30 protein-coding genes and 1 tRNA gene are annotated in these 19,897 nt (G+C 38.9%); 11 read left to right on the top strand and 20 right to left on the bottom strand.

The genetic code is table 11. The features are described 5' to 3' along the window. Nucleotides 1-41: 41 nt before the first annotated feature. Both CL181_RS10040 and CL181_RS10035 read right to left on the bottom strand, forming a co-directional pair. Entirely contained in the window at nucleotides 42-464 is a 423-nt protein-coding gene (locus CL181_RS10040; protein WP_097299175.1) for a pentapeptide repeat-containing protein, read from the bottom strand. Nucleotides 465-667: 203 nt separating this feature from the next. Next, nucleotides 668-973: a phosphoribosyl-AMP cyclohydrolase gene (locus CL181_RS10035; RefSeq protein WP_255251533.1), complete on the bottom strand. Its 306-nt coding sequence runs from the start codon at nucleotides 971-973 to the stop codon at nucleotides 668-670. Between the two features lie 204 nt (nucleotides 974-1,177). Between CL181_RS10035 and CL181_RS20330 the strand changes: the two genes are divergently transcribed. Continuing rightward, on the top strand, nucleotides 1,178-1,324 hold the full coding sequence (locus CL181_RS20330) for a hypothetical protein (RefSeq protein ID WP_176505156.1): 147 nt from the start codon (nucleotides 1,178-1,180) through the stop codon (nucleotides 1,322-1,324). A gap of 114 nt (nucleotides 1,325-1,438) precedes the next feature. On the opposite strand, the gene albA is transcribed toward CL181_RS20330, so the two are convergent. Further along, nucleotides 1,439-1,708 carry a DNA-binding protein Alba gene (albA, locus tag CL181_RS10030; protein ID WP_097299174.1) on the bottom strand — a complete coding sequence of 90 codons (270 nt, stop codon included), beginning with the start codon at nucleotides 1,706-1,708 and terminating at the stop codon, nucleotides 1,439-1,441. A 190-nt stretch (nucleotides 1,709-1,898) separates the two neighbouring features. Here albA and purC point away from each other — a divergent pair, with 190 nt between their 5' ends. From purC to CL181_RS10005, 5 genes are all read left to right on the top strand, one after another. Then, nucleotides 1,899-2,612: a phosphoribosylaminoimidazolesuccinocarboxamide synthase gene (gene purC, locus CL181_RS10025; RefSeq protein ID WP_097299178.1), complete on the top strand. Its 714-nt coding sequence runs from the start codon at nucleotides 1,899-1,901 to the stop codon at nucleotides 2,610-2,612. Between the two features lie 63 nt (nucleotides 2,613-2,675). Then, nucleotides 2,676-2,954 (top strand): hypothetical protein, encoded by a 279-nt coding sequence (locus CL181_RS10020; RefSeq protein WP_097299173.1) that lies wholly within the window; start codon nucleotides 2,676-2,678, stop codon nucleotides 2,952-2,954. Between the two features lie 66 nt (nucleotides 2,955-3,020). Further along, on the top strand, nucleotides 3,021-3,746 hold the full coding sequence (locus CL181_RS10015; protein WP_394336512.1) for a dihydromethanopterin reductase (acceptor): 726 nt from the start codon (nucleotides 3,021-3,023) through the stop codon (nucleotides 3,744-3,746). A 31-nt stretch (nucleotides 3,747-3,777) separates the two neighbouring features. Further along, nucleotides 3,778-3,999 carry an LSM domain-containing protein gene (locus CL181_RS10010; RefSeq protein ID WP_097299171.1) on the top strand — a complete coding sequence of 74 codons (222 nt, stop codon included), beginning with the start codon at nucleotides 3,778-3,780 and terminating at the stop codon, nucleotides 3,997-3,999. Between the two features lie 9 nt (nucleotides 4,000-4,008). Further along, nucleotides 4,009-4,347: a MarR family transcriptional regulator gene (locus CL181_RS10005; RefSeq protein WP_097299170.1), complete on the top strand. Its 339-nt coding sequence runs from the start codon at nucleotides 4,009-4,011 to the stop codon at nucleotides 4,345-4,347. A gap of 183 nt (nucleotides 4,348-4,530) precedes the next feature. On the opposite strand, the gene CL181_RS10000 is transcribed toward CL181_RS10005, so the two are convergent. From CL181_RS10000 to CL181_RS09990, 3 genes are all read right to left on the bottom strand, one after another. Continuing rightward, nucleotides 4,531-5,049 carry a helix-turn-helix domain-containing protein gene (locus CL181_RS10000; RefSeq protein ID WP_097299169.1) on the bottom strand — a complete coding sequence of 173 codons (519 nt, stop codon included), beginning with the start codon at nucleotides 5,047-5,049 and terminating at the stop codon, nucleotides 4,531-4,533. A 72-nt stretch (nucleotides 5,050-5,121) separates the two neighbouring features. After that, on the bottom strand, nucleotides 5,122-5,646 hold the full coding sequence (locus CL181_RS09995) for a GDYXXLXY domain-containing protein (protein WP_097299168.1): 525 nt from the start codon (nucleotides 5,644-5,646) through the stop codon (nucleotides 5,122-5,124). Further along, nucleotides 5,646-6,899 carry a DUF2157 domain-containing protein gene (locus CL181_RS09990; protein WP_097299167.1) on the bottom strand — a complete coding sequence of 418 codons (1,254 nt, stop codon included), beginning with the start codon at nucleotides 6,897-6,899 and terminating at the stop codon, nucleotides 5,646-5,648. The genes CL181_RS09995 and CL181_RS09990 overlap by 1 nt, the downstream gene beginning before the upstream one ends. Nucleotides 6,900-7,178: 279 nt before the next feature. Between CL181_RS09990 and CL181_RS09985 the strand changes: the two genes are divergently transcribed. Next, nucleotides 7,179-7,883 carry a peptidylprolyl isomerase gene (locus CL181_RS09985; protein WP_097299166.1) on the top strand — a complete coding sequence of 235 codons (705 nt, stop codon included), beginning with the start codon at nucleotides 7,179-7,181 and terminating at the stop codon, nucleotides 7,881-7,883. Here the strand turns inward: CL181_RS09985 and CL181_RS09980 are convergent, their stop codons facing one another. From CL181_RS09980 to CL181_RS09955, 6 genes are read right to left on the bottom strand one after another with little or no spacing between them, the layout of a single operon-like run. Then, on the bottom strand, nucleotides 7,884-9,002 hold the full coding sequence (locus CL181_RS09980; RefSeq protein WP_097299165.1) for a hypothetical protein: 1,119 nt from the start codon (nucleotides 9,000-9,002) through the stop codon (nucleotides 7,884-7,886). Nucleotides 9,003-9,039: 37 nt separating this feature from the next. Then, on the bottom strand, nucleotides 9,040-10,584 hold the full coding sequence (gene gpmI, locus CL181_RS09975; RefSeq protein WP_217993141.1) for a 2,3-bisphosphoglycerate-independent phosphoglycerate mutase: 1,545 nt from the start codon (nucleotides 10,582-10,584) through the stop codon (nucleotides 9,040-9,042). 26 nt (nucleotides 10,585-10,610) lie between these two features. Continuing rightward, nucleotides 10,611-10,760 (bottom strand): HepT-like ribonuclease domain-containing protein, encoded by a 150-nt coding sequence (locus CL181_RS21510; protein WP_097299164.1) that lies wholly within the window; start codon nucleotides 10,758-10,760, stop codon nucleotides 10,611-10,613. Further along, nucleotides 10,757-11,155, bottom strand: coding sequence for a type VII toxin-antitoxin system MntA family adenylyltransferase antitoxin (gene mntA / locus CL181_RS09965; protein ID WP_176505155.1), 399 nt, complete (start codon nucleotides 11,153-11,155; stop codon nucleotides 10,757-10,759). The genes CL181_RS21510 and mntA overlap by 4 nt, the downstream gene beginning before the upstream one ends. A 57-nt stretch (nucleotides 11,156-11,212) precedes the next feature. Further along, nucleotides 11,213-12,898, bottom strand: a complete 1,686-nt coding sequence (locus CL181_RS09960; RefSeq protein WP_141398868.1) for an AarF/ABC1/UbiB kinase family protein — start codon at nucleotides 12,896-12,898, stop codon at nucleotides 11,213-11,215. Nucleotides 12,899-12,918: 20 nt separating this feature from the next. After that, on the bottom strand, nucleotides 12,919-13,245 hold the full coding sequence (locus CL181_RS09955; protein WP_097299161.1) for a phasin family protein: 327 nt from the start codon (nucleotides 13,243-13,245) through the stop codon (nucleotides 12,919-12,921). A 101-nt stretch (nucleotides 13,246-13,346) separates the two neighbouring features. On the opposite strand from CL181_RS09955, the gene CL181_RS09950 reads away from it, so the two are divergent. Beyond that, nucleotides 13,347-14,093 (top strand): anaerobic ribonucleoside-triphosphate reductase activating protein, encoded by a 747-nt coding sequence (locus tag CL181_RS09950; protein WP_320410174.1) that lies wholly within the window; start codon nucleotides 13,347-13,349, stop codon nucleotides 14,091-14,093. Nucleotides 14,094-14,102: 9 nt separating this feature from the next. Here the strand turns inward: CL181_RS09950 and CL181_RS09945 are convergent, their stop codons facing one another. The 4 genes from CL181_RS09945 to CL181_RS09930 all read right to left on the bottom strand — a co-directional run bounded on the left by CL181_RS09945 (nucleotide 14,103) and on the right by CL181_RS09930 (nucleotide 16,469). Beyond that, the gene (locus CL181_RS09945; protein WP_097299160.1) at nucleotides 14,103-15,236 is read right to left on the bottom strand and encodes a tRNA (guanine(10)-N(2))-dimethyltransferase; all 1,134 of its coding nucleotides are present in this window, start codon (nucleotides 15,234-15,236) and stop codon (nucleotides 14,103-14,105) included. A gap of 370 nt (nucleotides 15,237-15,606) precedes the next feature. Continuing rightward, on the bottom strand, nucleotides 15,607-15,999 hold the full coding sequence (locus CL181_RS09940; protein WP_097299159.1) for a carboxymuconolactone decarboxylase family protein: 393 nt from the start codon (nucleotides 15,997-15,999) through the stop codon (nucleotides 15,607-15,609). A 147-nt stretch (nucleotides 16,000-16,146) separates the two neighbouring features. Then, nucleotides 16,147-16,347, bottom strand: coding sequence for a hypothetical protein (locus CL181_RS09935; RefSeq protein WP_097299158.1), 201 nt, complete (start codon nucleotides 16,345-16,347; stop codon nucleotides 16,147-16,149). A gap of 48 nt (nucleotides 16,348-16,395) precedes the next feature. Next, a tRNA-Thr gene (locus CL181_RS09930) sits at nucleotides 16,396-16,469 on the bottom strand. A gap of 308 nt (nucleotides 16,470-16,777) precedes the next feature. On the opposite strand from CL181_RS09930, the gene CL181_RS09925 reads away from it, so the two are divergent. From CL181_RS09925 to CL181_RS20325, 3 genes are all read left to right on the top strand, one after another. Then, nucleotides 16,778-17,734 carry a hypothetical protein gene (locus CL181_RS09925; RefSeq protein WP_097299157.1) on the top strand — a complete coding sequence of 319 codons (957 nt, stop codon included), beginning with the start codon at nucleotides 16,778-16,780 and terminating at the stop codon, nucleotides 17,732-17,734. A gap of 272 nt (nucleotides 17,735-18,006) precedes the next feature. Then, the gene (locus CL181_RS09920) at nucleotides 18,007-18,276 is read left to right on the top strand and encodes a nucleotidyltransferase family protein (RefSeq protein WP_097299156.1); all 270 of its coding nucleotides are present in this window, start codon (nucleotides 18,007-18,009) and stop codon (nucleotides 18,274-18,276) included. Beyond that, on the top strand, nucleotides 18,269-18,406 hold the full coding sequence (locus CL181_RS20325; RefSeq protein WP_176505154.1) for a hypothetical protein: 138 nt from the start codon (nucleotides 18,269-18,271) through the stop codon (nucleotides 18,404-18,406). Before CL181_RS09920 ends, CL181_RS20325 begins: the two co-directional genes overlap by 8 nt. A gap of 75 nt (nucleotides 18,407-18,481) precedes the next feature. On the opposite strand, the gene CL181_RS09915 is transcribed toward CL181_RS20325, so the two are convergent. From CL181_RS09915 to CL181_RS09905, 4 genes are all read right to left on the bottom strand, one after another. Further along, nucleotides 18,482-18,916: a PIN domain-containing protein gene (locus CL181_RS09915; RefSeq protein ID WP_176505153.1), complete on the bottom strand. Its 435-nt coding sequence runs from the start codon at nucleotides 18,914-18,916 to the stop codon at nucleotides 18,482-18,484. Next, nucleotides 18,882-19,118 carry a hypothetical protein gene (locus tag CL181_RS09910; protein ID WP_097299154.1) on the bottom strand — a complete coding sequence of 79 codons (237 nt, stop codon included), beginning with the start codon at nucleotides 19,116-19,118 and terminating at the stop codon, nucleotides 18,882-18,884. Before CL181_RS09910 ends, CL181_RS09915 begins: the two co-directional genes overlap by 35 nt. Before the next feature lie 69 nt (nucleotides 19,119-19,187). Beyond that, entirely contained in the window at nucleotides 19,188-19,325 is a 138-nt protein-coding gene (locus tag CL181_RS20320; protein ID WP_176505152.1) for a hypothetical protein, read from the bottom strand. 194 nt (nucleotides 19,326-19,519) lie between these two features. After that, on the bottom strand, nucleotides 19,520-19,732 hold the full coding sequence (locus CL181_RS09905; protein ID WP_176505151.1) for a hypothetical protein: 213 nt from the start codon (nucleotides 19,730-19,732) through the stop codon (nucleotides 19,520-19,522). Nucleotides 19,733-19,897 lie beyond the last annotated feature (165 nt).

Below are 19,897 nucleotides of genomic sequence, written 5' to 3'. Positions count from 1 at the left end.
ATATGAAGGGATATTCATAAGGATAGTTTCAGCAAAAAAGATTACACTCCCTTAGCCCATTGCCCATTAAAATTTGCTCCCCTAAAATCAACATCATTACTAAAATTTACTTTTCTGAAATTAGCATTTTCATCAAACCTTACACCTTTAAAACTTGTCTTGCCTCGAAAAGTACTACCTTGAAAATTAATAGGAGATCTAAATTTAATATTAGTTAAATCGACATAATCTCTAAATTCCGAATTTGTAATCACTATATTTTTATCAATATATTGGTCGGTTAAATTGAACGTTCCAGATATTATGTTATCAGAATATTCTCTATTTAGTCCATATTCATAATTAATTAGACTCACAATTTCACTAGCATTAATGTCAACCTTCTGCGCCTGAACAGTTTCTGAGACCGTCAAAACTAATAAAACGGTCAAGAATATCAGCACATTCACTTTGCGAGAATCCATTTAGTATCCTAATTTGATTTCAATTTTGTGTCACGGCCAATTAATTTCTTTAATTTTCATCATAAAACAAAATTCTTATCTTTGCAGAGACTATTAAAGGTTATCTATCAATAACTGCATATAATTTTTTCTAATATGCATTTTTAAGACAGATAGCTCAGACAAAATACAATAATATTCAAAGATATTATTTCATGCTACTTCTAGGTGTTTGACATTTTGTCTTTCGCACCTTCATCATATTTCTTATAAACATCCTCCGGCTCGAGCAAGTTCTCCCCAACAACCTCACTCTCGATCGTCCGGTGATAACACGACCTGTATCCGATAGGACAGACGCCTCCTATCTGCTCGATCTTGAGCACAATAGCATCAGCGTCACAGTCTATCAAAATATCATGAACGATCTGCTCATGTCCGGCGCTTTCCCCCTTTTTCCAGAATTTGCGTCTTGATCTGCTCCACTGATAACCTCTTTTTGTTTCGATGATGGAGAGCTTCCCTGTCATTGAATGCAACCATGAGAACTTCTATTGATATAAAAACCATGATGCAACATAAAGTTATGATCAATACCACAAACTATATACAGATTTCAGGGTGGAAAAAGTGGGAAAATTATAAATAGAGGAAATATCCATAATAAGTTTATTGTAAACTTGTGAAGTATAGTGAGATTTCACGAATACAACCAAAATAATAAGTGAGGAAAGATGGCAAGGCCGATTGAGTTAGGATTAGTCCTTAAAGGGAAGGATGCAAAAGACTTCTGGGAAAATGAGAAGAATCCAAAAGTAACAGAAGAACAGAAAAAGATGTTCAAAGAAGCCATGCATATCTACAAAACTCATAAATTTTAAGGTTAATGGCTCAAATCCCTCATGGGGAGCTGCAAATATTCCCATTGACTCAAAATCATGGATTATCCTCTTTTACTTCTTCAAGCACTGAACTAAACGAATTCTTGATGGGAGCTATTTTGCTAAAACGATCTCTATGGTAGAAACGTTGGAATCTCCCCGGTCAGTTGTAATTTTTTCTGTCCCGATCTTTATCTCTTTTATTTTTGTTTCAGGTATAAACCTGTTCCTTGAAACTTCCACTGCATCAACTGCTCTTGATATTGCTTTCCCTCTTGCTTTTACAAAAATTTCCGCAGCGCCATTATTGAATTGTGTAACTATGGCAAGAACATAGTTCATCACTGGTTTGTTCCCGATAAATACTACATTATCCTCTGTCATTATGTTGTCTCCCTGATTTTTTTAAGATATAAATACAATACACCTACATATATTTACCGAAATTTTTTTTAGGAGGAATATAATACATAGAACCCAAATTATCGCATTACTGCGGTTCAATTTTCGATCATTGTGTATTAATTATAACCGTCTCCTTTATATCCAAAAAGATACCACTAGGAAAATAATGATCAAGCTCTTGGAACTTTATTCGGGTAAGGCAAAGACCGTTTATAAAACTGATGATCCTGAAAAGCTGATAATGGAGTTCAGGAACAGCCTTACGGCTTTTGATGGTAAGAAGAAAAGCGAAGCGCCAAAGAAAGGATATTACAATGCGCAGATCGCAGCGAAGCTTTTAACACTCCTTGAAGATAAAGGTATCAAAACTCATTTTAACAGTATGATATCAGATACTGAGATGGTCGTGGATGCTGTCGATATCATTAAGATCGAAGTCATTGTAAGGAATATAGCGGCAGGTTCTCTTGTCAGGAAATATCCGTTTAAGACCGGCCAGAAACTTGATCCTCCGATTTTGGTTTTCGATTATAAGAGCGATGTGCACGGCGATCCTATGATCAATGATGATATCGCACTTGCGCTTGGACTTGCAACAGGACAGGAACTTTCGGAAATTCGAGAAATTGCACTTTCGATCAATTCTATCCTTGTTGATTACCTGGATAAGAGGAATCTCCTGCTCCCGGACTTTAAGCTTGAATTCGGAAGATATAAAGGTAAAATCATACTTGCAGATGAGATATCCTGCGATACATGCAGGTTCTGGGATAAGACAACCGGAGAATCGCTTGATAAGGATGTGTTCAGGTTCGATAAAGGCGACCTTGTGGCTGCTTACCGGGAAGTGGCAAGAAGAATAGTACCTGAAATATTCAAGTAGTGAAATTTCGGAATAAATTCTGACAATTAAGTATTTATAAAAAGAACAAGAGATATTACATTGATGTTCGACGTTGAGACTTTCAAAAGGCTGTATCCTGATATAATTCCACAATCTCCACAATCCATAATTTTTGGTTTTATTTCTGGAATCCTCCTTTTCTCCCTTCTTTTTATTATTCCATATCTTTATGTCAGGTTTTTGGAAAAAAGGTTGATCTCATTTTTGGATTACAGGCTTATTCCCTTTATCAAGTTCAGGTTGCGGTTAAAAAAATTAATTGATCTTTTTCATCGGGTACTTGAATTCCAGATATTTGGCGATCGCAGATCAGGGATCTAGTTCAATTCAATTCTAATCCAATGACTTTTTATAATTGTTTGCAACTATCTGTCCCTGGTGCTTAATTTGAGAATCGCATGGTGTATTACTGGCGCCGGGCATTTTTTGCGTGACAGCTTTGATGTTTTCAAAGAACTTAAAAGAAAGAACAATGATCTTAAGGTCACATCGTTTGTATCGCGTGCCGCAAAAGAAGTTATTAAAATGTACGGATTGCAAAACGATCTGATTAATATTTCAAGCGGCAACTACCTTGAAGAATGCTTTTGTGAGCAAGAGCAGGGTGCAAGCTTCCCGAAAGCTGGAAGATTGCTATTGAAAAAATACGATGCTCTTGTCGTCACTCCCGCAACTTCCAATACGATCGCTAAACTTGCGTATGGAATAGCAGATACTCTTGTTACAAATGCTGTTGCCCAGGCTGTAAAAGGGAACGTTCCGGTTTATATTGTTCCCGTTGATATCGAAGGACATATAGAATCAAAAATGCCCTTCTTTATAGACCGTGAGATCTGTCAAAAGTGCGAGATTTGCCCGCCGGTGAGACAATGCCCGAATAAGGCAATTACCGATCAGATCGATCTATTAAAATGCAATGGATGCGGATTTTGCGTAAAATTATGCAGTTATGGGGCGATAACGGGTGGATTAACAAAACTTAAAGTCCGTGATGTTGATTCAAGGAACGTGAAAATTTTAAGTGAACTTGAAGGGATAACAATCCTCAAACATCCCCAAAAAGTTCATGATTTCATAAGCAATGCAAAAATTGAAGTACTAACCGATAAATGAAGGGTTATAAAAGAAAATAGAGGCAAATATCTTGTTCCCCACTAAAAAAGTTCAGACATTAATAGGTACGATTATACAGGTTGAGATGAAAGGAGACAAACATACACTTGAGGGAAAGCTTGAAAGTGCTGATGAATATTTAAATCTGCACCTCAACGATACATATGAGATTGTAGAGGGTGTAAAATCACGCTCCCTTGGTTCTGTAATCTTAAGAGGAAATAATATTATCATGCTAAGTCCGGTAGAGTAGGGGAATAGAATGGAGATTGAAGAAAAAATCCTGCAGCTGATACAATCAAAGAAAAACGGCATTCTCCAGAACGAACTCTGGAAAACTGCTAAAATAGATAGCAGTAAATGTTCGAGGGTCGTCACGAAGCTCGAAAAAGACGGATTGATCACAAGAGAACAGGATTCTTCAAAAGGAACCAAGACCTACCTGATCAAACCTGTTGTAAAAAAGGAAAAAAAAGCAAAGAATTTCAATTTATTAATGACAAGAGACCTGTTCTCACCATGCACAGGCTGCTCTCTGGAATGTATTCCTGAAAATTGCATACCCCTTTCCGAATGGGTTTATTGTTTAGAAGTTGAATAGGTTAATCTGGTCTGCAACACTGACCTTTTGTGCAATACCATTACTGCCAATTTTCCAGAGATGAGCAGATTCTGATTGTGTGCCTGTATTTTTTCTAATAACTTATTCATTATATATTTCAAATAATAATTCATCTATATTACCAAGATATTGTGTTCTTTCATTGAATATTTCATAAATCTTCTATCCCATCTTTTTCGCTGCAAGTTCTATCGCTTCGATCAGGCTATCTTTTGGCATTATCGAAGTAACTGGAATCCGCAATATCTTTTCAACCGTTGTGCTCACAATAGGAGCGCAAACAAGCGCCTTTGCGCCATCCCTTTCAGCTTTTACTGCGGCTATAATAGCTTCTTCCATAGAAGTGGCAGAATATTCCCTGATTGTGAGGAGCCTTCCAGCTACTTTTAATTTTTTTTCGGTGATATAATCAAGGACCGGGCGGGCGGCGATAACGGCGATAAACTCAATTTTTTCAGTTCCTTCAATTTTTCGAAGCGCTGAGACGATCTGCCTTAAGGTCTTAATGTTAGGTTCACGCTGGCCTGATAATAATTTATATATTGTACTTGCAGGGATGCCTGATTTTTCACTGAAATCCGCTGCTGTCAAATGAAGTTCATCCTTAATTATTCTATGGAATTCCCTGATAAAGATTTCATCAGATTCCATTGCTGCATGTATCAGATCTTCTGAGGCCATTACAAATATAGATATATTTGTGATTATTAATACGTTTGGGTCAATTAGAACTTAAATTTGCCTGCAAATCGCTTAATTTCCAAAACTTACAGGATTATCATTGATATAGAGTTCCTTAATAAGCGCCCTGCATGTCCTGTCCACCGATACCTTGACCGAAACATCACGGATTTCCCGCTCAATGTCCTTTCCCTTACCTTCCGGGACAAAGTAGCTCTCAATCCCCCAATTCACATTGATGCTGTTCTGATAAGAGTATGTTACCTTTCCTTTCATACACACCTCGTTTTTTTGAAGGGGCTGGTTGTAATGTCCAACCCTTGTTACAAACCAGAACTTCTCTCCTTTTGCCAGGGTCGCGAAAACATCCTCTCCAGTCATAAAAGGGCTGTCGTACCCAATTTCGGTAAGGTCGATCGCAGAGATATCATACCGCAAATTCACATAGTTTCCCCTGAACAGGTCGTTTGGATCGACAGGGGCAGTCTTCAGAAGTATTTCCTGCCCCATGTTTAAAGTGTAATAATTATAACCGATAAAACCTAAAAGGATCACAGCAGGAACAAGCATTGCTTTGATGAATGTTTTACGTTCCATTATTCTGTCACCTTCATGGAATTAAGTAGATTTCTTCTCTTTTTCTCAAGATATGTTGCAAAGAAGAACAGGAATATCCCTCCGATAATGAGTCCAAGACCTTTTGGAAGCATCCCCTGCAGGTGGTTAATGTAAACCTGCATCACACCGAGTGCAAAAAAAATGATCCCTATGTTGACAAAATCCACTTCATTCTTATAATACCCTATGGAGATTGTCACTATCGAAAGCCCTATCTGGAATGCACTCAAAACAGCAAATAACAGGGTTTCCGAACCAGGGCTGATCTCAAAATAAGTATTGTATTGTTCAACATGCATTGTAAAAAATTGCTGGGGATATGTATTAATGGCAAACAGGACTATCCAGCCTATAAAAGCCGCAAGCAGCAAATAAAATTCATATCGTATGCTCTTTAGCTTTTCCTTTGCCAGAAGATTTGCAAGAATAGAAATTACTGCTATTATTGCAAAGGCTGTGAAAAGAAATTGCGCGGTGGCTGAAAAGCCCGCCTGTTGAGGATAGTTGTATATGTAACGGAATTCAGTTGGCCAGATGCTGAAATAAAAGTATGAAAGAAGAATAAAAAATATTCCAAACCCTTTATATATCATCCTGAATCGTGCCCATTTATCCATGAGTTGATGCAATTGGCCGATACTGTAAAGGCCAATACCGAATATCAGGAATAGCAGAAGCGGTGATGACATGCCCCTGTATTCAGGACTTACCGAAAAGGCCAGCCAGTAAGTAAAGGTGAGGATACTTAACCCGATCGTGGGTCTTGAATCAAAAACATAACCCATCGGGGATATGGCAATAAACCAGAGAAGAACAAGCCAGTGTGCGTCAACATTGATGTTAAAGATCTGCCCGATAAGGAATATGCTGGCGCCGACCAGAATAGAGCCCAGGAAAATCAGCGCATGACCAGCCCTGGGATAATTTTGTTTTTCAAATCTTATAACATATCCTGCATAATAACTTGAAAATGTTGCCAAAAACAGGAGCACAATTTTAATAATATCGGGTATTTTCTCCCAGTTCGAGGCAAAGAACAGGATTATCCCCACCCCGATAAGTATTACAGCAAGCGTTGAAAGAGCTGTTATTACATTGCCGGGCTTGTATGTCTTTTTTTCAACACCATGTCTTTTCATTATGGTTTCGGCCTGGGTACTGTCTATTATGCCATCCCTTTGCCACTCAACCATTTCATCTTTGAGCCGGCTGTAAAATTCTTCGTCTTCCACCAGATTCCTTCTTTTTATATTTTTGCAATGATATATTCTTAATGATTAATAAAGCTTGTTGTGATTTTATATACAGTGTCAGGAATGACAAAAGCTACAAATCCGCGCTCTTTGTACTATTTGGGAGGCATATCAACTAAAACAAAAAGTAGAACAAGAACATAACATCTTGCCCATCTATGGATACCCCCGGCATCCAGAAACTTTCCAAGCAATTCAGTAAGTAAGTATTTTATACCATTGATACATGAAGAACGCAAAAAAAGGACATGATTTATTATGACTATTGAAAAAGGCGATTTTATAAGAGTTTCATATTCAGGAAAAACGGATGAAGGCCGCGTTTTTGACACGACCGAAGAAGATGTTGCAAAAGCAAACAGCATTTATAATGAAAAGGGGAAATACGGCGGAGATGTCGTCATAGTAGGTGCAAAGCATACAATTGCAGGATTGGACGAGGATTTTGTGGGAAAAGAAGTTGGATACACCGGCAGCGTAACGATTCCTCCGGAGAAAGCTTTCGGCCACAGGAATCCAGAACTTATAGAAAGCATACCAGCTACAAAGTTCACCCAGAGGGTCCAGGTTGGAATGCCTGTAGAGGTAGATGGACGCCCGGGAGTTGTAATAAGAGCAATCGGCAGGATGGTGCAGGTTGATTTTAACAGGTTCCTTGCAGGGCAGACCGTAACATACGACTATGAAATAAAAGAGAAAATTGAAGATGACGAAGGCAAAGTAAAAGGTCTCATCGGGTTATATGTCGGAAAAGATCTGCCTGTCCAGTTAAATGATGGCACGGCAACAGTTGAGATCGAACCTGAAATGACATATAGCCAGAGATGGCTCATGTCCAAAAGGCAGATCGCACGTGAAGTGATCGATAACACCGGAATCAAGGAAATAATTTACATTGAGAAATATAACAAGGAAGTATTAGAGCCAGTGGTTAGAGATCCAGAGCTGGAAGTTACTGAATAATTATCCTGGAACAAGAGCTGGTTTAACAACTTCCCACAAAATCAATAATACGATTGCGATTTCAAGCAATATATTCAATTGCTCTGACGAAAGCTCCCTTGCGGTAATATAAAGGTCTTGCAGCGAATCGATTTTATGCTGCACGACTTTTTCAAAGTCCCCTACTTTAAGGGTATTTAGCATTTTCTGGTAGGCTGACTGGTAGTACCAGTCCTGCGTAATTTTCTGGGGATTCATGAGGTCTTCTATATCATCAAGGATAACAAGCCCGATCTCACTTACTTTCAACAGGGATTTTTCAAGCTTTCTTGGGACCTGTGTAAGGAAATAATACCTTGAAGTGCTAAGTTTTTTTATAGCATCAAAAGCATTTGTGATCTCAGCGTCGATTTTCTGGTCATAGAGCTGGAACAACAGGAGAAGTGAGATGGAAAGTTCAAGTAGTTCGCGAAGGTCCTTTATATAATCCTCGCATCCCAGTATAAATCCCCCTTCTGTAGAAGCAAGAAAAAGATCTTCATCGTAATATGACAGGTCATTTGAAAGTTTTTCAGTGATCTCTTTGCTGTGAAGCCGACGGATGGATGTCTCGCCCGAAAGAAAACGCGTTATTATCTCACCATAGTGTTCTTTCAGACCTTTCGAGTCAAGCTTCGGAGTAAAATCCTTGAGTCTTAGAAGTGTATATTTTTTAAAATGGGGATAATATTCAATAGTCATATCAGGATTAAGCTTTTTACGCATCTCGTTTATTTTTTTAATGGCAAATGACTGAAAATCAAACCCTTCCACAATTATCGTATTTGAGTGGAGAGCTACCAGGATATCATTGAACAATATCCTGTCCCTGATCTCTATTTCAGTACGAAGGATCGAAGCGCCTGCTATAAAAGCATCTGCATATACATTTGTGCTGCATGTTATTTTTTCACTGCCTGCCACTATTACGGTAACACATTCGGATTGTTCCACTTCTATGGGTTTATTCCATTTTTCTGCAATTACTTCGGAACCTATGAATCTCCTCAATTGGGTCTTATCCAGTTCTCCCCCATGCCCGAAAGCCAGAAGAATTGTGAGTTTGCCATTTAAAATGGTCAAATCGCCTGCTGCATCCATGTGTATGAATAATATGTTTGAAAAGTATATAAAGATATTATAATGATATTAAGGATGTCCCGGTCATCTCTTTGGGTTTTTCAATTCCCAGGACTTCAAGAAGCGTCGGGGCTATATCTGCAAGTATCCCGTCCCTTAACTTGACTCCGGCATCACAAAAAAGGAAAGGCACAGGGTTGCAGGTATGTGCTGTGTGTATCCCGCCTGTTTCATCAAGCATCTGCTCGGCATTTCCATGGTCTGCTGTCAATATCAAAAGTCCGCCTGCCGAGCTTACTGCTTCGAATACCTTTCCAGCGCATTTATCCACAGCCTCAGTGGCTTTCACAGCGGCTTCAAATATCCCGGTATGCCCGACCATGTCAAGATTTGCATAATTCAGGATAATTATATCAAACTTGCCTGATGATACCGCCTTAACAACTTCATCGGTTACAGGATAAGCGCTCATTTCCGGTATATGGTCATAGGTGGCTACTTTCGGAGAGGGCACCAATATCCGTTCCTCACCAACAACAGGCGTCTCCCTCCCGCCATTGAAAAAAAATGTGACATGGGCATATTTTTCAGTTTCTGCTATGCGAAGCTGTTTTAAATTGTGATAGGAGAGAATATCTGCAAGAATATTTTTAAGGGGATCGGGAGGAAATGCTACCGGAACTTTAAATGTCTCATCATACTGCGTCAGGCACACAAAATGTGTGTGCGGAAAAATTTTTCGTTTAAAGCCACTAAAATCATCATCAATAAATGCCCGGGTTATTTCACGGGCGCGGTCAGAACGGAAATTAAAGAAAATCACCGAATCCTTATTCGAAATTACAGAAACGGGTTCATTATTTTTCAAAATTATAGTAGGGGTGACAAACTCATCATTCTCACCGCGCTCGTAGGCTTTCTCAACGGCCTGGCTGGCTGATCGCGCCGTCTCTCCTATTCCAGTCATTGCATCGTATGCTTTTTCAACCCTGTCCCATCTTTTGTCCCTGTCCATGGCAAAATACCTGCCAGATATTGTTGCAAATTCTCCCCCCAGTTCTTTCATCCTTTTTTCCGCATCTGCAATATAAGAAAGGGCGCTCCTTGGGGGCACATCCCTGCCGTCAAGGAATGCATGGATGAAAACATTCCGAATACTATGTTTTTTTGCAAGTTTCAGAAGAGCATAAAGGTGAGTGTTGTGGCTGTGTACTCCGCCATCTGAAAGCAATCCCATAAGATGCAGCGATGAGCCTTTTATTTTGACATTTTCTATTGCATCAATAAGGATTGAATTGCTGAAAAAATTCCCCTCCTTAATCGATTTTGTAATCCTTGTCAAGTCCTGGTAAACGATCCTTCCAGCCCCGATATTGAGATGCCCCACCTCGGAATTTCCCATCTGGCCGACAGGAAGCCCGACAGACATGCCTGATGCTTGAAGGGTTGAATGAGGATAGGTTGAAAAAAGCCGGTCAATGTTGGGCTTTTTTGCGGCTGCAATGGCATTTCCTTCTTTTTTCTCGCTAAGTCCAAAGCCATCCAGGATCATCAGAAGGACGGGTTTTCTTTTGATAATGATGGTTAATGATTCGTTCGCCATTGCGTGTTTTCTCCTTAAAAAGTTTCTCAAGAAATGTATTTCAATATCATATTGACAAACTGTTTGATATCGTTGATATCTTCGGACATTATTATGAAAATCCTTTTTGTATCTATTTTACCATATCTATGCACGAGCAGATTCCTGAATTGAGCCATTTCCTGAAGCCTTATCATATGCCAACCCTTGCTCGCCTGGCAGCATCATACCTTTCAAGATGGGGTTTGAAATCATAATATAGATCTAAAGACGATGTTTCAAATTCAATTCTTTTTTTCTCATCTTTTGAGAACAGAAGCTTTCCGAATCTTAATACCTGACTACGAAACCTCAGGGTTGAACCATTGAGAATCCTTACATCAACGGTCTTTTTTCCAGGTAATGCTCTCTCAATTTTAATTGCAAGCCTTGAAGGGTATAATGGATCTTTTTCAATCAGGCTCTCATCAATTAGATAAATAGCAATATCAATGTCACTGTTTTCATTTTGTATGCCTTTTGCATAAGAGCCGAAAAGGAAAGAAAAGAGGACTTCAGGTTCTTTTTCAAGTACTTTTATGATTGTTTCCACGTAATATAAATGTGCAGAGGGTTTAATAAACTCTTTGACTCTCCGGGAATACTATGGTCACCATTTCCCCGACCTGATTATCGAAACAAGAAGCCCTATTCCCAAAAATCCCGCAATAAGGAACCCGATTATACCAAGAAGAGGCACACCGAACAGGCTCGGTGACATCCTGGTCTGGATAATAAGTGAAGAACCCACGATCAATGAAGCAATGATCATACTGAAAGACAACCTGTTGCTTATAATATCCAATTCTTCGACAAGACCATCAAGCCCCACATGTTCGAGTTCAAATTTAAGTGTCCCTTTTTCAGCTTTTGAAAGTAAATGATTAAATCTTCTTGGGAAATTTTTCATAAGGTTAACAAAATCTATTACTGTTTTTTTAGCGCTCTTTAATATATGTGAAGCTTTTGTGCGCTCTTCAAGCATTTTCTTGACATAAGGCTGGGTCATTTCTCCAAAATTATGATCAGGGTCAAGCTTTCGGCTTATCTCATCCCTTATGATAAGTGTTTTTGACAAAAGCATTAAATTTGTCGGGATCATGCCTTTTGTTCGTGAAAAAATATCGATTAAATCACGAAGGAACGCAGTCGGATCAATGAATTTGCTTGACAGGCTGTAATACTTGTTTAAAAGTTCTTCAAGTTTAGTCCGAAGCACAAGGCTTTCACTTCCTGAATCACTAATAAGTCCCAGTTCAGATAAAGCTTCAATAAGAAAATCCATATCATCCAATTGTACCGCTATTATGAGATTTGTGAGACTCTCGCGAAGCACGGGGTCAATATGTCCTGCCATTCCGAAATCAAGAAAGATAATTTTCCCTTCACGCGAAACAAGAATATTTCCAGGATGCGGGTCAGCATGATAAAAACCATCTTCAAATATCATTTTCAAATATGCATTTGCAAGGTCTGTTGATATTTTTTTCCTATCGAGTTCAGCCGCCTCAATTTTATCGATATCCGTAATTTTTATTCCATCTGAAAATTCCTGGCAAAGAACATGCTTTGTGGAATATTCCCAGTACATTTTAGGGATCTTGACGGTCTCACTTTCCTGGAAATTGGCGTAAAACCTATCTGCATTCTGTGCCTCATGGGTATAGTCGATTTCATGCCTTATTATCCGGGAAAATTCATCTATAAAACCCACAGGATTAAAAAATTTACTTTCCTTAATATGCTTCTGCGCAAATTTTGCCATACTGGTAAGGATTACAAGGTCGGTCCCGATAATATCCTCGATCGCGGGTCTCATGACTTTAACTGCCACTTCTTCACCCTGGTATAATGTTGCATGGTAGACCTGTCCTATTGAAGCTGAAGCTATCTGTTCCCGATTAAATGTCTGGAAAATATCCTCGATTTTTTTCCCGAATTCCCTCTCGATAACCTTTTTTGCTTCCAAAAATTCAAATGGCGGAACACGGTCCTGGAGCTTTTCAAGTTCCTTTATGTATGCTTCCGGGACAATATCATGCCTTGTACTTACTACCTGCCCGAATTTAATAAAAGTAGGCCCCAGTTCTTCCAATGTCAGGCGAAGCCTTTGCGCTTCTGAAAGGATGAGTATTTCTTCCCTGAGAGGCTTGGGCCTGAAAATTCTTTCTCGAAAAGACCTGAATGGGCGAAGCCCAAACCTGTCTACAAGGTATCCGAAACCATGCTTGATCATTACGTCGACGATTTGCCTGTATCGTCTCACGTAAACGTATTGTTTATCCAGCAGGTTCACGATCTAATTCCTGGAATAATCTAATTTTCCTGTTTTTTTGTCATTGCCTCGATTGTCTTTTCAAGCTTCTCTATCTTTTTCTCAAGAGCAGTGATATCACTTTTCATCACTACGCCGCTTTTTTTAAAGGTTTCCTTTATTTTCTCATTGATCTTGTCTTCAAGTTCTTCCATCTGTTTTTCTTTTTCTGAAAGAACTTCTTTTACGAATTTTTTCCCTTCTTCCCTGCTGATCTCCCCTTTTCTTATCATTTCCTGTGAAAATTCCTCGATCTTTTCCTGTGTAAGTGATATCACACCTACCCCGAACAATCCCATTTTCTTGAACATCTCTGACATTTCAGTCATTGTACCTCCGATTTTTATATACTTCAGGCGCAAGATTTATTATAACGCCCCAATATGAAATTGGTTTATTAACTGATAATCTTTTTGATAAAGGAGACAAAATGAAAATGATTTTTAGCGGCATAGTGATTCCCATATCCACTATAGACTGGTATGGCAGGTCCGTATCTGTGATTTTTTTTAACGGATGTAATTTTAAATGTTTATATTGTTCCAACAATAATTTCATAAAAGTTGCAAATCAGCGCATAGAGCCCCTGTATAAAGGAGGGAGCGTTATGGAAATAGAAGAAATAGAAAAAAAGATCCTTGATGCAAAATCCTTTATTAGCGCCGTAGTTTTCTCAGGAGGAGAACCAACGACCCAGTATGACGCATTAGAACATCTTGCAAGATTCGCAAAAGAACAGGGGTTGCTTGTTGGCGTCGAAACGAATGGGTACTATCCTGAGCGGCTTTCCAGGCTGATAGAGAAAAAGCTCCTTGATAAGATATTCCTTGATATCAAAGCGCCCCTTGATGATGTACAAAAATACAGCTATATAACAGGAAGAGATGATGCCGCGGGGCGCGCAAGCAAATCGCTGGAACTTGAAAATGTTGATATCGAAGTCAGGACAACCGTTTTTCGCCCGTTTTCAGAAGTTCTGGGAATTGCCAGCGCACTTGTGGGAAGGGAGTGCATCTATGTAATCCAGCAGGGTATTCCTGAAAATGCCCCTGAAGGTGAGATAAGAAAAGAGAAAGTGCTTACAAGGGATGAGATGATTGTTCTTGCGAGGAGCGTTTCTTTTTTGAAGAATGTGAGGATCAGGACTAAAGAGAGGGGGGAGGAAAAGATAGTTTAGTGCCTTGATTCATAATTTTTTCAGACCCAACACAACCCTCTTTATTTCCTCCATACTCGCATCCGTCTTAAAGGAAATCCCTGAAAAATGCGTTCGTGATGCTTGAAAACCCCGCTCCTTCAAAGCAGAAATAACTTCGGCGGTTGACATTGCAGTTATACCGAGCGCTTTACAAACCTTATGAATGTCGTAATGCATCGGGATCGGAAGTTCATCCCTGCATGCAGCGACCAGTTTCAGAGCCTCTTTAAATTCCCTTTTTTCAAGCTCGACTAACAATTTCTCACAAAACTCCCGTTCATGAAGTTTCCCGAGCCACAGCGGCCCTGCAAGCGATGTGGTGTGTCCGCACACAGGACATTTTTCTTCCAGATGGACAGCCAGCCCGAACTTCCACTTCCTATCGCCGCAATTAAAGCAATGTGAGAGAAATCCCATTTCTTTTAGGGATTCATCCGCTTCTTTGATACCTTTTTTCACTGATACAAAGAGCCTGACATAATGAGCCGAAGCATAAGAGAGTAAAGGCGTCATGGCCTTATCATATTTGGCAAGCGTCCTGGCAACTGCTCCCATGAGAACCCTGACTCCCATCTCAGGATAGTATTCAGTTTTCAGGGGTACGGCTGAATAGTTCCTGATACCTGCTTTCTTGTGGGCGCCGCAAAGTGGCGCGGTATCTGTGGCCGTTACGCAAAGCAGCCTTTTTGTTGAGTAACAGGCAGCATCCAGGAACGGCGCCGGGGTCCCGAAAGGGTCAAGATCTGTGATATCGAAACTATCATCCATCATCACCACATTAGCGTTTCTCTTTATTGCAGTGCAATTCGTGAGGTTATTGAGTTCGATATTCTTTTTTATTAATTCGAATGAAGTTCCTTCCCAGTCGCTCATTGTGATATTAAGACCCACTTCATTGGCGATGCGAAGCCCGCGTATCCCTGATGCCGAAAGAGCATCAAGATAAGTGTATCCAGGCTCATCTTTTGAAAAATATGCTATTGCTGCAACCGCGACGTCCCGGTTTACTTTCATTGCAGGATTATAGAAGACAGGGGCTGATGATGGTGGAAAACTTGAGTTCTCATCAGGGATGGGAACTTCGACCTTTGTCGTGCCTTCTGTGATAATTTTTGTGAGCATGGGATTGGCCACATTTGGCCGGAATTGCTTATATAATGTATCATGTTTTAAATAAAACTTAAGGAAGCCCTGGGAGGGCTACTATGATCCGCAGCAAACTTCAAAATGCCTTCAAATTTACAGTACTGTCAAATATTCCAAATTAAGTGATAATTATTTTTAGGGGATTTTATCAAAAAATATGAAGATAATAGTGATCAATATGTTATCTTCATATCCACTGCAAGAAGCTTCTCCCTTTGCTGTACTGATGTTTCAATTTTTGGATTAGGTCCATCGGATGGGGGGACTCTCTGGCTGATTATTTTCCCCAGAATTCACCTATCAAATCTCCTAACATTTAACCCATCTCTCTTGATTTTACTACCATTCACTTTTTTGCCATCTTTTGCAGATATTCTCCTATCTGTTCAAATTCTTCTTTGAACTTTTGATAGTCATAGTGCTGGGCATGGATGATAGCACTCCACCTGGCAGTATAGCTGGCAAGGAATACAGTTTCGGCAAGCTCCTCCTCAGTCGCACCGTTCATCGCAGCGGCTCCTTTGTGGAAAAGCTGACAGTAGGGGCATTTGATGTTGGCTGCCACGGACAAACCCATAAGCTCCCTGTATTTTGCAGGTATCTCTGTTTCTTCAAAGTTATACTTCTTGAAAAGGGGCCATTCCTGGACAAGGACATCTTCCGGTAAACCTTTCATGAAACCAGGAACTATACCCATTGTTTTCTCTATATCTTTTAGTGTATTTTCATAAACTCCCATATTTACTAACCTCCTTGGTATTGATATGCAGATTACTTCTGGTGGAACGATTTGATCGGCTCTTCAGTGTGCAGCGACTCTACCATAATATTTCCACCACTCTTAACAGGATACATTTCTGTATCTCTTATACATTTTTTGAATCTGTTAGTATTTATAATCTGCTATCGAAACCATTTTAGGGGTATTTTTTAAATTTATAAATCTATTTAGGCCGATATTTGATTTTATTTCTGGAAATTTTAAATCGGCTTGTAATTTTTTTGACCTCTCTGAATCGATTGTTAGTATTTGCTGAATAATTAACCACTTTGGATTGGATAAATCCGATATTAAAAGTAATTCCATCTTTTATTTCACAAAAATACCTTTAAAGCTTTTGATTTAGTTAAAAAAAGCCCCGGGAGGGATTTGAACCCTCGACCTAGAGATTACAAATCTCTCGCTCTGCCAGGCTGAGCCACCGAGGCTTTAAGGAAAAGCTTTCGCTCGTAAGGATGGAATCAGACTTAAAAGCTTCGGTATTTTATTTTATAAAATGATCGTTTGAAATTTTAAGGTTCACTGGATTTTTTCCTCACAATCTCCACACCCTTCTCCAGCATAGTTTTCAGGATAATGGCCTGATCAATTGAATAGCAAATTATTTTATCGTTGTCTGATCTAATATATGTCGATGCGCAAGATCTTCACTCTCTCGATAAAGAAGAATTTAAGAAACGTCCCGCATTTCTGGAGGAGTTGAATAATTATGAAAGAAAGGAGCATGGTGGTTTAGATGATAAATGAAGAGAACGTAAACCAGGCAATTTTTGACTACTCAAACAAAAAATATGGAAAACGATCAAAGGAACTATTCCAGAGATACGTAGATGAATTCCCCGAAAAAGATGTGGAACTACCCGATGAAAAATGGCGTAACAATTTTCTTGCATGGCTTTTTTTTGAAAAAGTGCTTCCGGAAACAGGCATGACCATTGCAGAAGAATTTGCGAAAAACACGCCCGATCTGAGTCCTGAAATGAGAGAGAACGTTCTGCAGATGAAAAACATTATCCGATCCAGATTTATAGTTATTTCCAGAAAGGATTTATTTTTAAAGATCAAGGATATGGAGGGAAACAAAATCTATAAGGTTAAATTACATGCCCCAAGTCCCGTATATCCAAACGCCGTTTTAACTGGCAGAATTCATCCATTTGGCGATCATTACCGTTTCGCCGGCGTATTTTTTATGTCGACATCGCCACTTATATTGGATCCGGATATTCTTATGAGTGCTTATGAGAATGACGGGCTTAAGAAGATCGAGAGCATTCCATTACGCAAGGGTTCTTCTCTACAGTCAATAATGAACAAATATCCGGCTCATTGGATAGATTGGATGTGCAAGCATTATGGTTTGAAAGAGAGACTTAAAACTGAAAAAGTCAGGGCGATTGAGAATAAAATTGTAAATGACCTCTCTCAGATCGTTTCAGAATTACCGGAAAAGTCTAAGGAAGCGCTTGCTTTTTGTATCAAACAGGGCGGATTTGTGAAATATGGTCAGCTCAAAGACTACGATGATGATATGGATTTCTTCTGGAAGGAGGGAAAAACCTTATCCACAATTGGCTTGCTGAGGCAGAAAGGACTGCTGGTTGTTGGAAAAATGGTCTTTGGTGAGAGACAATTCAAGGTCGCGTTTATACCCAACGAATTACGTGATGGTTTGAAAGTTTTGCTCACCTGAATGTCCATCCAGTGAATCGATAGAAATATCAAAACCATGAACATATCTGTGCCTCTGCCACGAGTTTTGACATCTCACGAACGATTGTGCAGGAATTTTCGTATAGCAAACTTATCTTTTGCATTATCAATATGAACCTACAAATTTATGCAAAATTTTACCAATCTCACTGAATGAAGGAATTATATACTATTGTGTCCTTTAAAAATGGTGATAAAAGGGATTTATAAATATGCCAAGAGATAAACCATTCAATTCAGGAGTCATTGAAAATGATATCAGAAAAAGATAAGGAAATTATCATAAAATACTCTAAAAAATATAATGTCTCCTCTGTAATTCTATTTGGTTCCTCGACCCGAAATGACAAAGAATCAAGTGATATAGATATCGGTGTAAAAGGGATTGAACCGAGACTATTCTTTGATTTTTATGCAGAATTATATAAAAATTTATCAAAACCTGTGGATCTCATCGACCTGTCCAGGAAATCATTATTCAGCAAGCTTGTAGAAAAAAGAGGAATAAGAATTTATGGATGAACTGACTGAGCAGATTCTGGCAGAAAAAGAGAATGTGGATATTGCGCTGCAGAATCTGGAAATAGCTATGGCAAGAACAGAGAAAACAGTTATTGAACTGGCGGCTATTGCGACTTTTCTTCACAAGTGACAAAGCAAAAGGGGCGAGGTTATAATGCCCACGATCACGAGCTTTGATATTTCACAAACGAGAGCGTCGGAATTGTTAGTACTCCAGCCACCTTATTATTTCTTCAACAGTCCATCTTTTGATTCCACAATTATCAAAATGCCCATCGTTGCTGAAAATCCCATCATTCTTTATAGATAGGGCGAGCGCGACAAATTCTGAGTCTTTTAAATCGATCTTTTCCATGATGTTCTTTGCTTTTTCAAGGTTCTTTGAAAATGCATCTTTTTTTATGATCTCCACTTTGTTCAAGAGATAAAAAAGTGTGAAAAAAACTTCCTTTTGGCTTAAACCAGTTTTCTTACAGAGAAGCTGTTTATGTTTCAGCAATTCTATCAGAACCAGTTCTGGCAGGTAAAATGTGATCTTATCTGTCAGGAGTATATCCCTGATTGTGGATTTCTTACTTATCAGCGCCGAGATTATAATATTGGTATCAAGCACCAATCTCAGTCTTGTAATACTTTTCAAATAAATCACGCTTGATCAAATTATCAATTTCTTCAACATCTTCTTCTTTCAGTTTACTTTTTGCGAGTATGGATTCCACTATTTCCCGTTCATTCATGAAGAAGATAATATCTTTGACCAATTTTTCGTTCCAGTTCATAAACCGAAATTTCTTCATTTCTTTTGCGATATCGTTCGGAATGTCAACAACTAATTCGGTCATATTATTCAATATCTCATTAGATTTGAGATGTTATATAGATTTATATGGGTTTTTCTTCAGCTTCATCGTTCAAATCAATTTTTCGTTCAATAATATCTCAAATGTCTCATCAAGGAACTCCTCCGGTGTTACATGATTTGCCCCATTGCCACTTCTATCATGAGCTTCGGGATTATCAAAAGGATGTTTATGCCAATCTCCACCCACGCAGTCCCTGCCGTATAATCTGTTCTCCTATCCCACCAATACATAATTTATAGTGCCGGATTCATGAATATTTGGCAAGCTTATTTAGTTCTTTTGTGATCGTCTTGATCCCATCAAGTGCGAGTTGCCAATCGCAGTAATACTGAGATAATATTGCGGAACCAAAGCAGAAGTACTCGACTTTAAGAATTGCATTAAGCCTTATCTAATTTGCAAAGGATATCCATCATTTTCTTAAGAGACTCTTCTGTCTGCTGTGATACTTTCTTTGAAGATTGATGCCCTTTCACTTTTTTAAGAACCTCTTCAAGCGACTTTAATACTTGCTCGGTTGCTGTTTTTAATCTTTGCTCAGCAGCAGCTTTTCCTATTCCTTCGAGGTATAAAACTACCTCATTTACAGCCATATTATATCTTTGGTCAGCCGCAACTTTTCCAATCAATTCTAAGGAACGTATTGCTCTTTGTGTTTCATCTTCAAATTTTTGTTCTATTGCAGTTTTTCCGACTTCATTAAGCCTTAACTCTGCCTAAATTAAGTAATATCTCAATTTTACAATCTTTATAAACAG

Origin of the sequence: Candidatus Methanoperedens sp. BLZ2, from assembly GCF_002487355.1 — an archaeon.
Lineage (GTDB): Archaea > Halobacteriota > Methanosarcinia > Methanosarcinales > Methanoperedenaceae > Methanoperedens.
The sequence above is the reverse complement of the archived record's forward strand: the minus strand, read 5'-3'. Positions and strand labels throughout refer to the sequence as shown.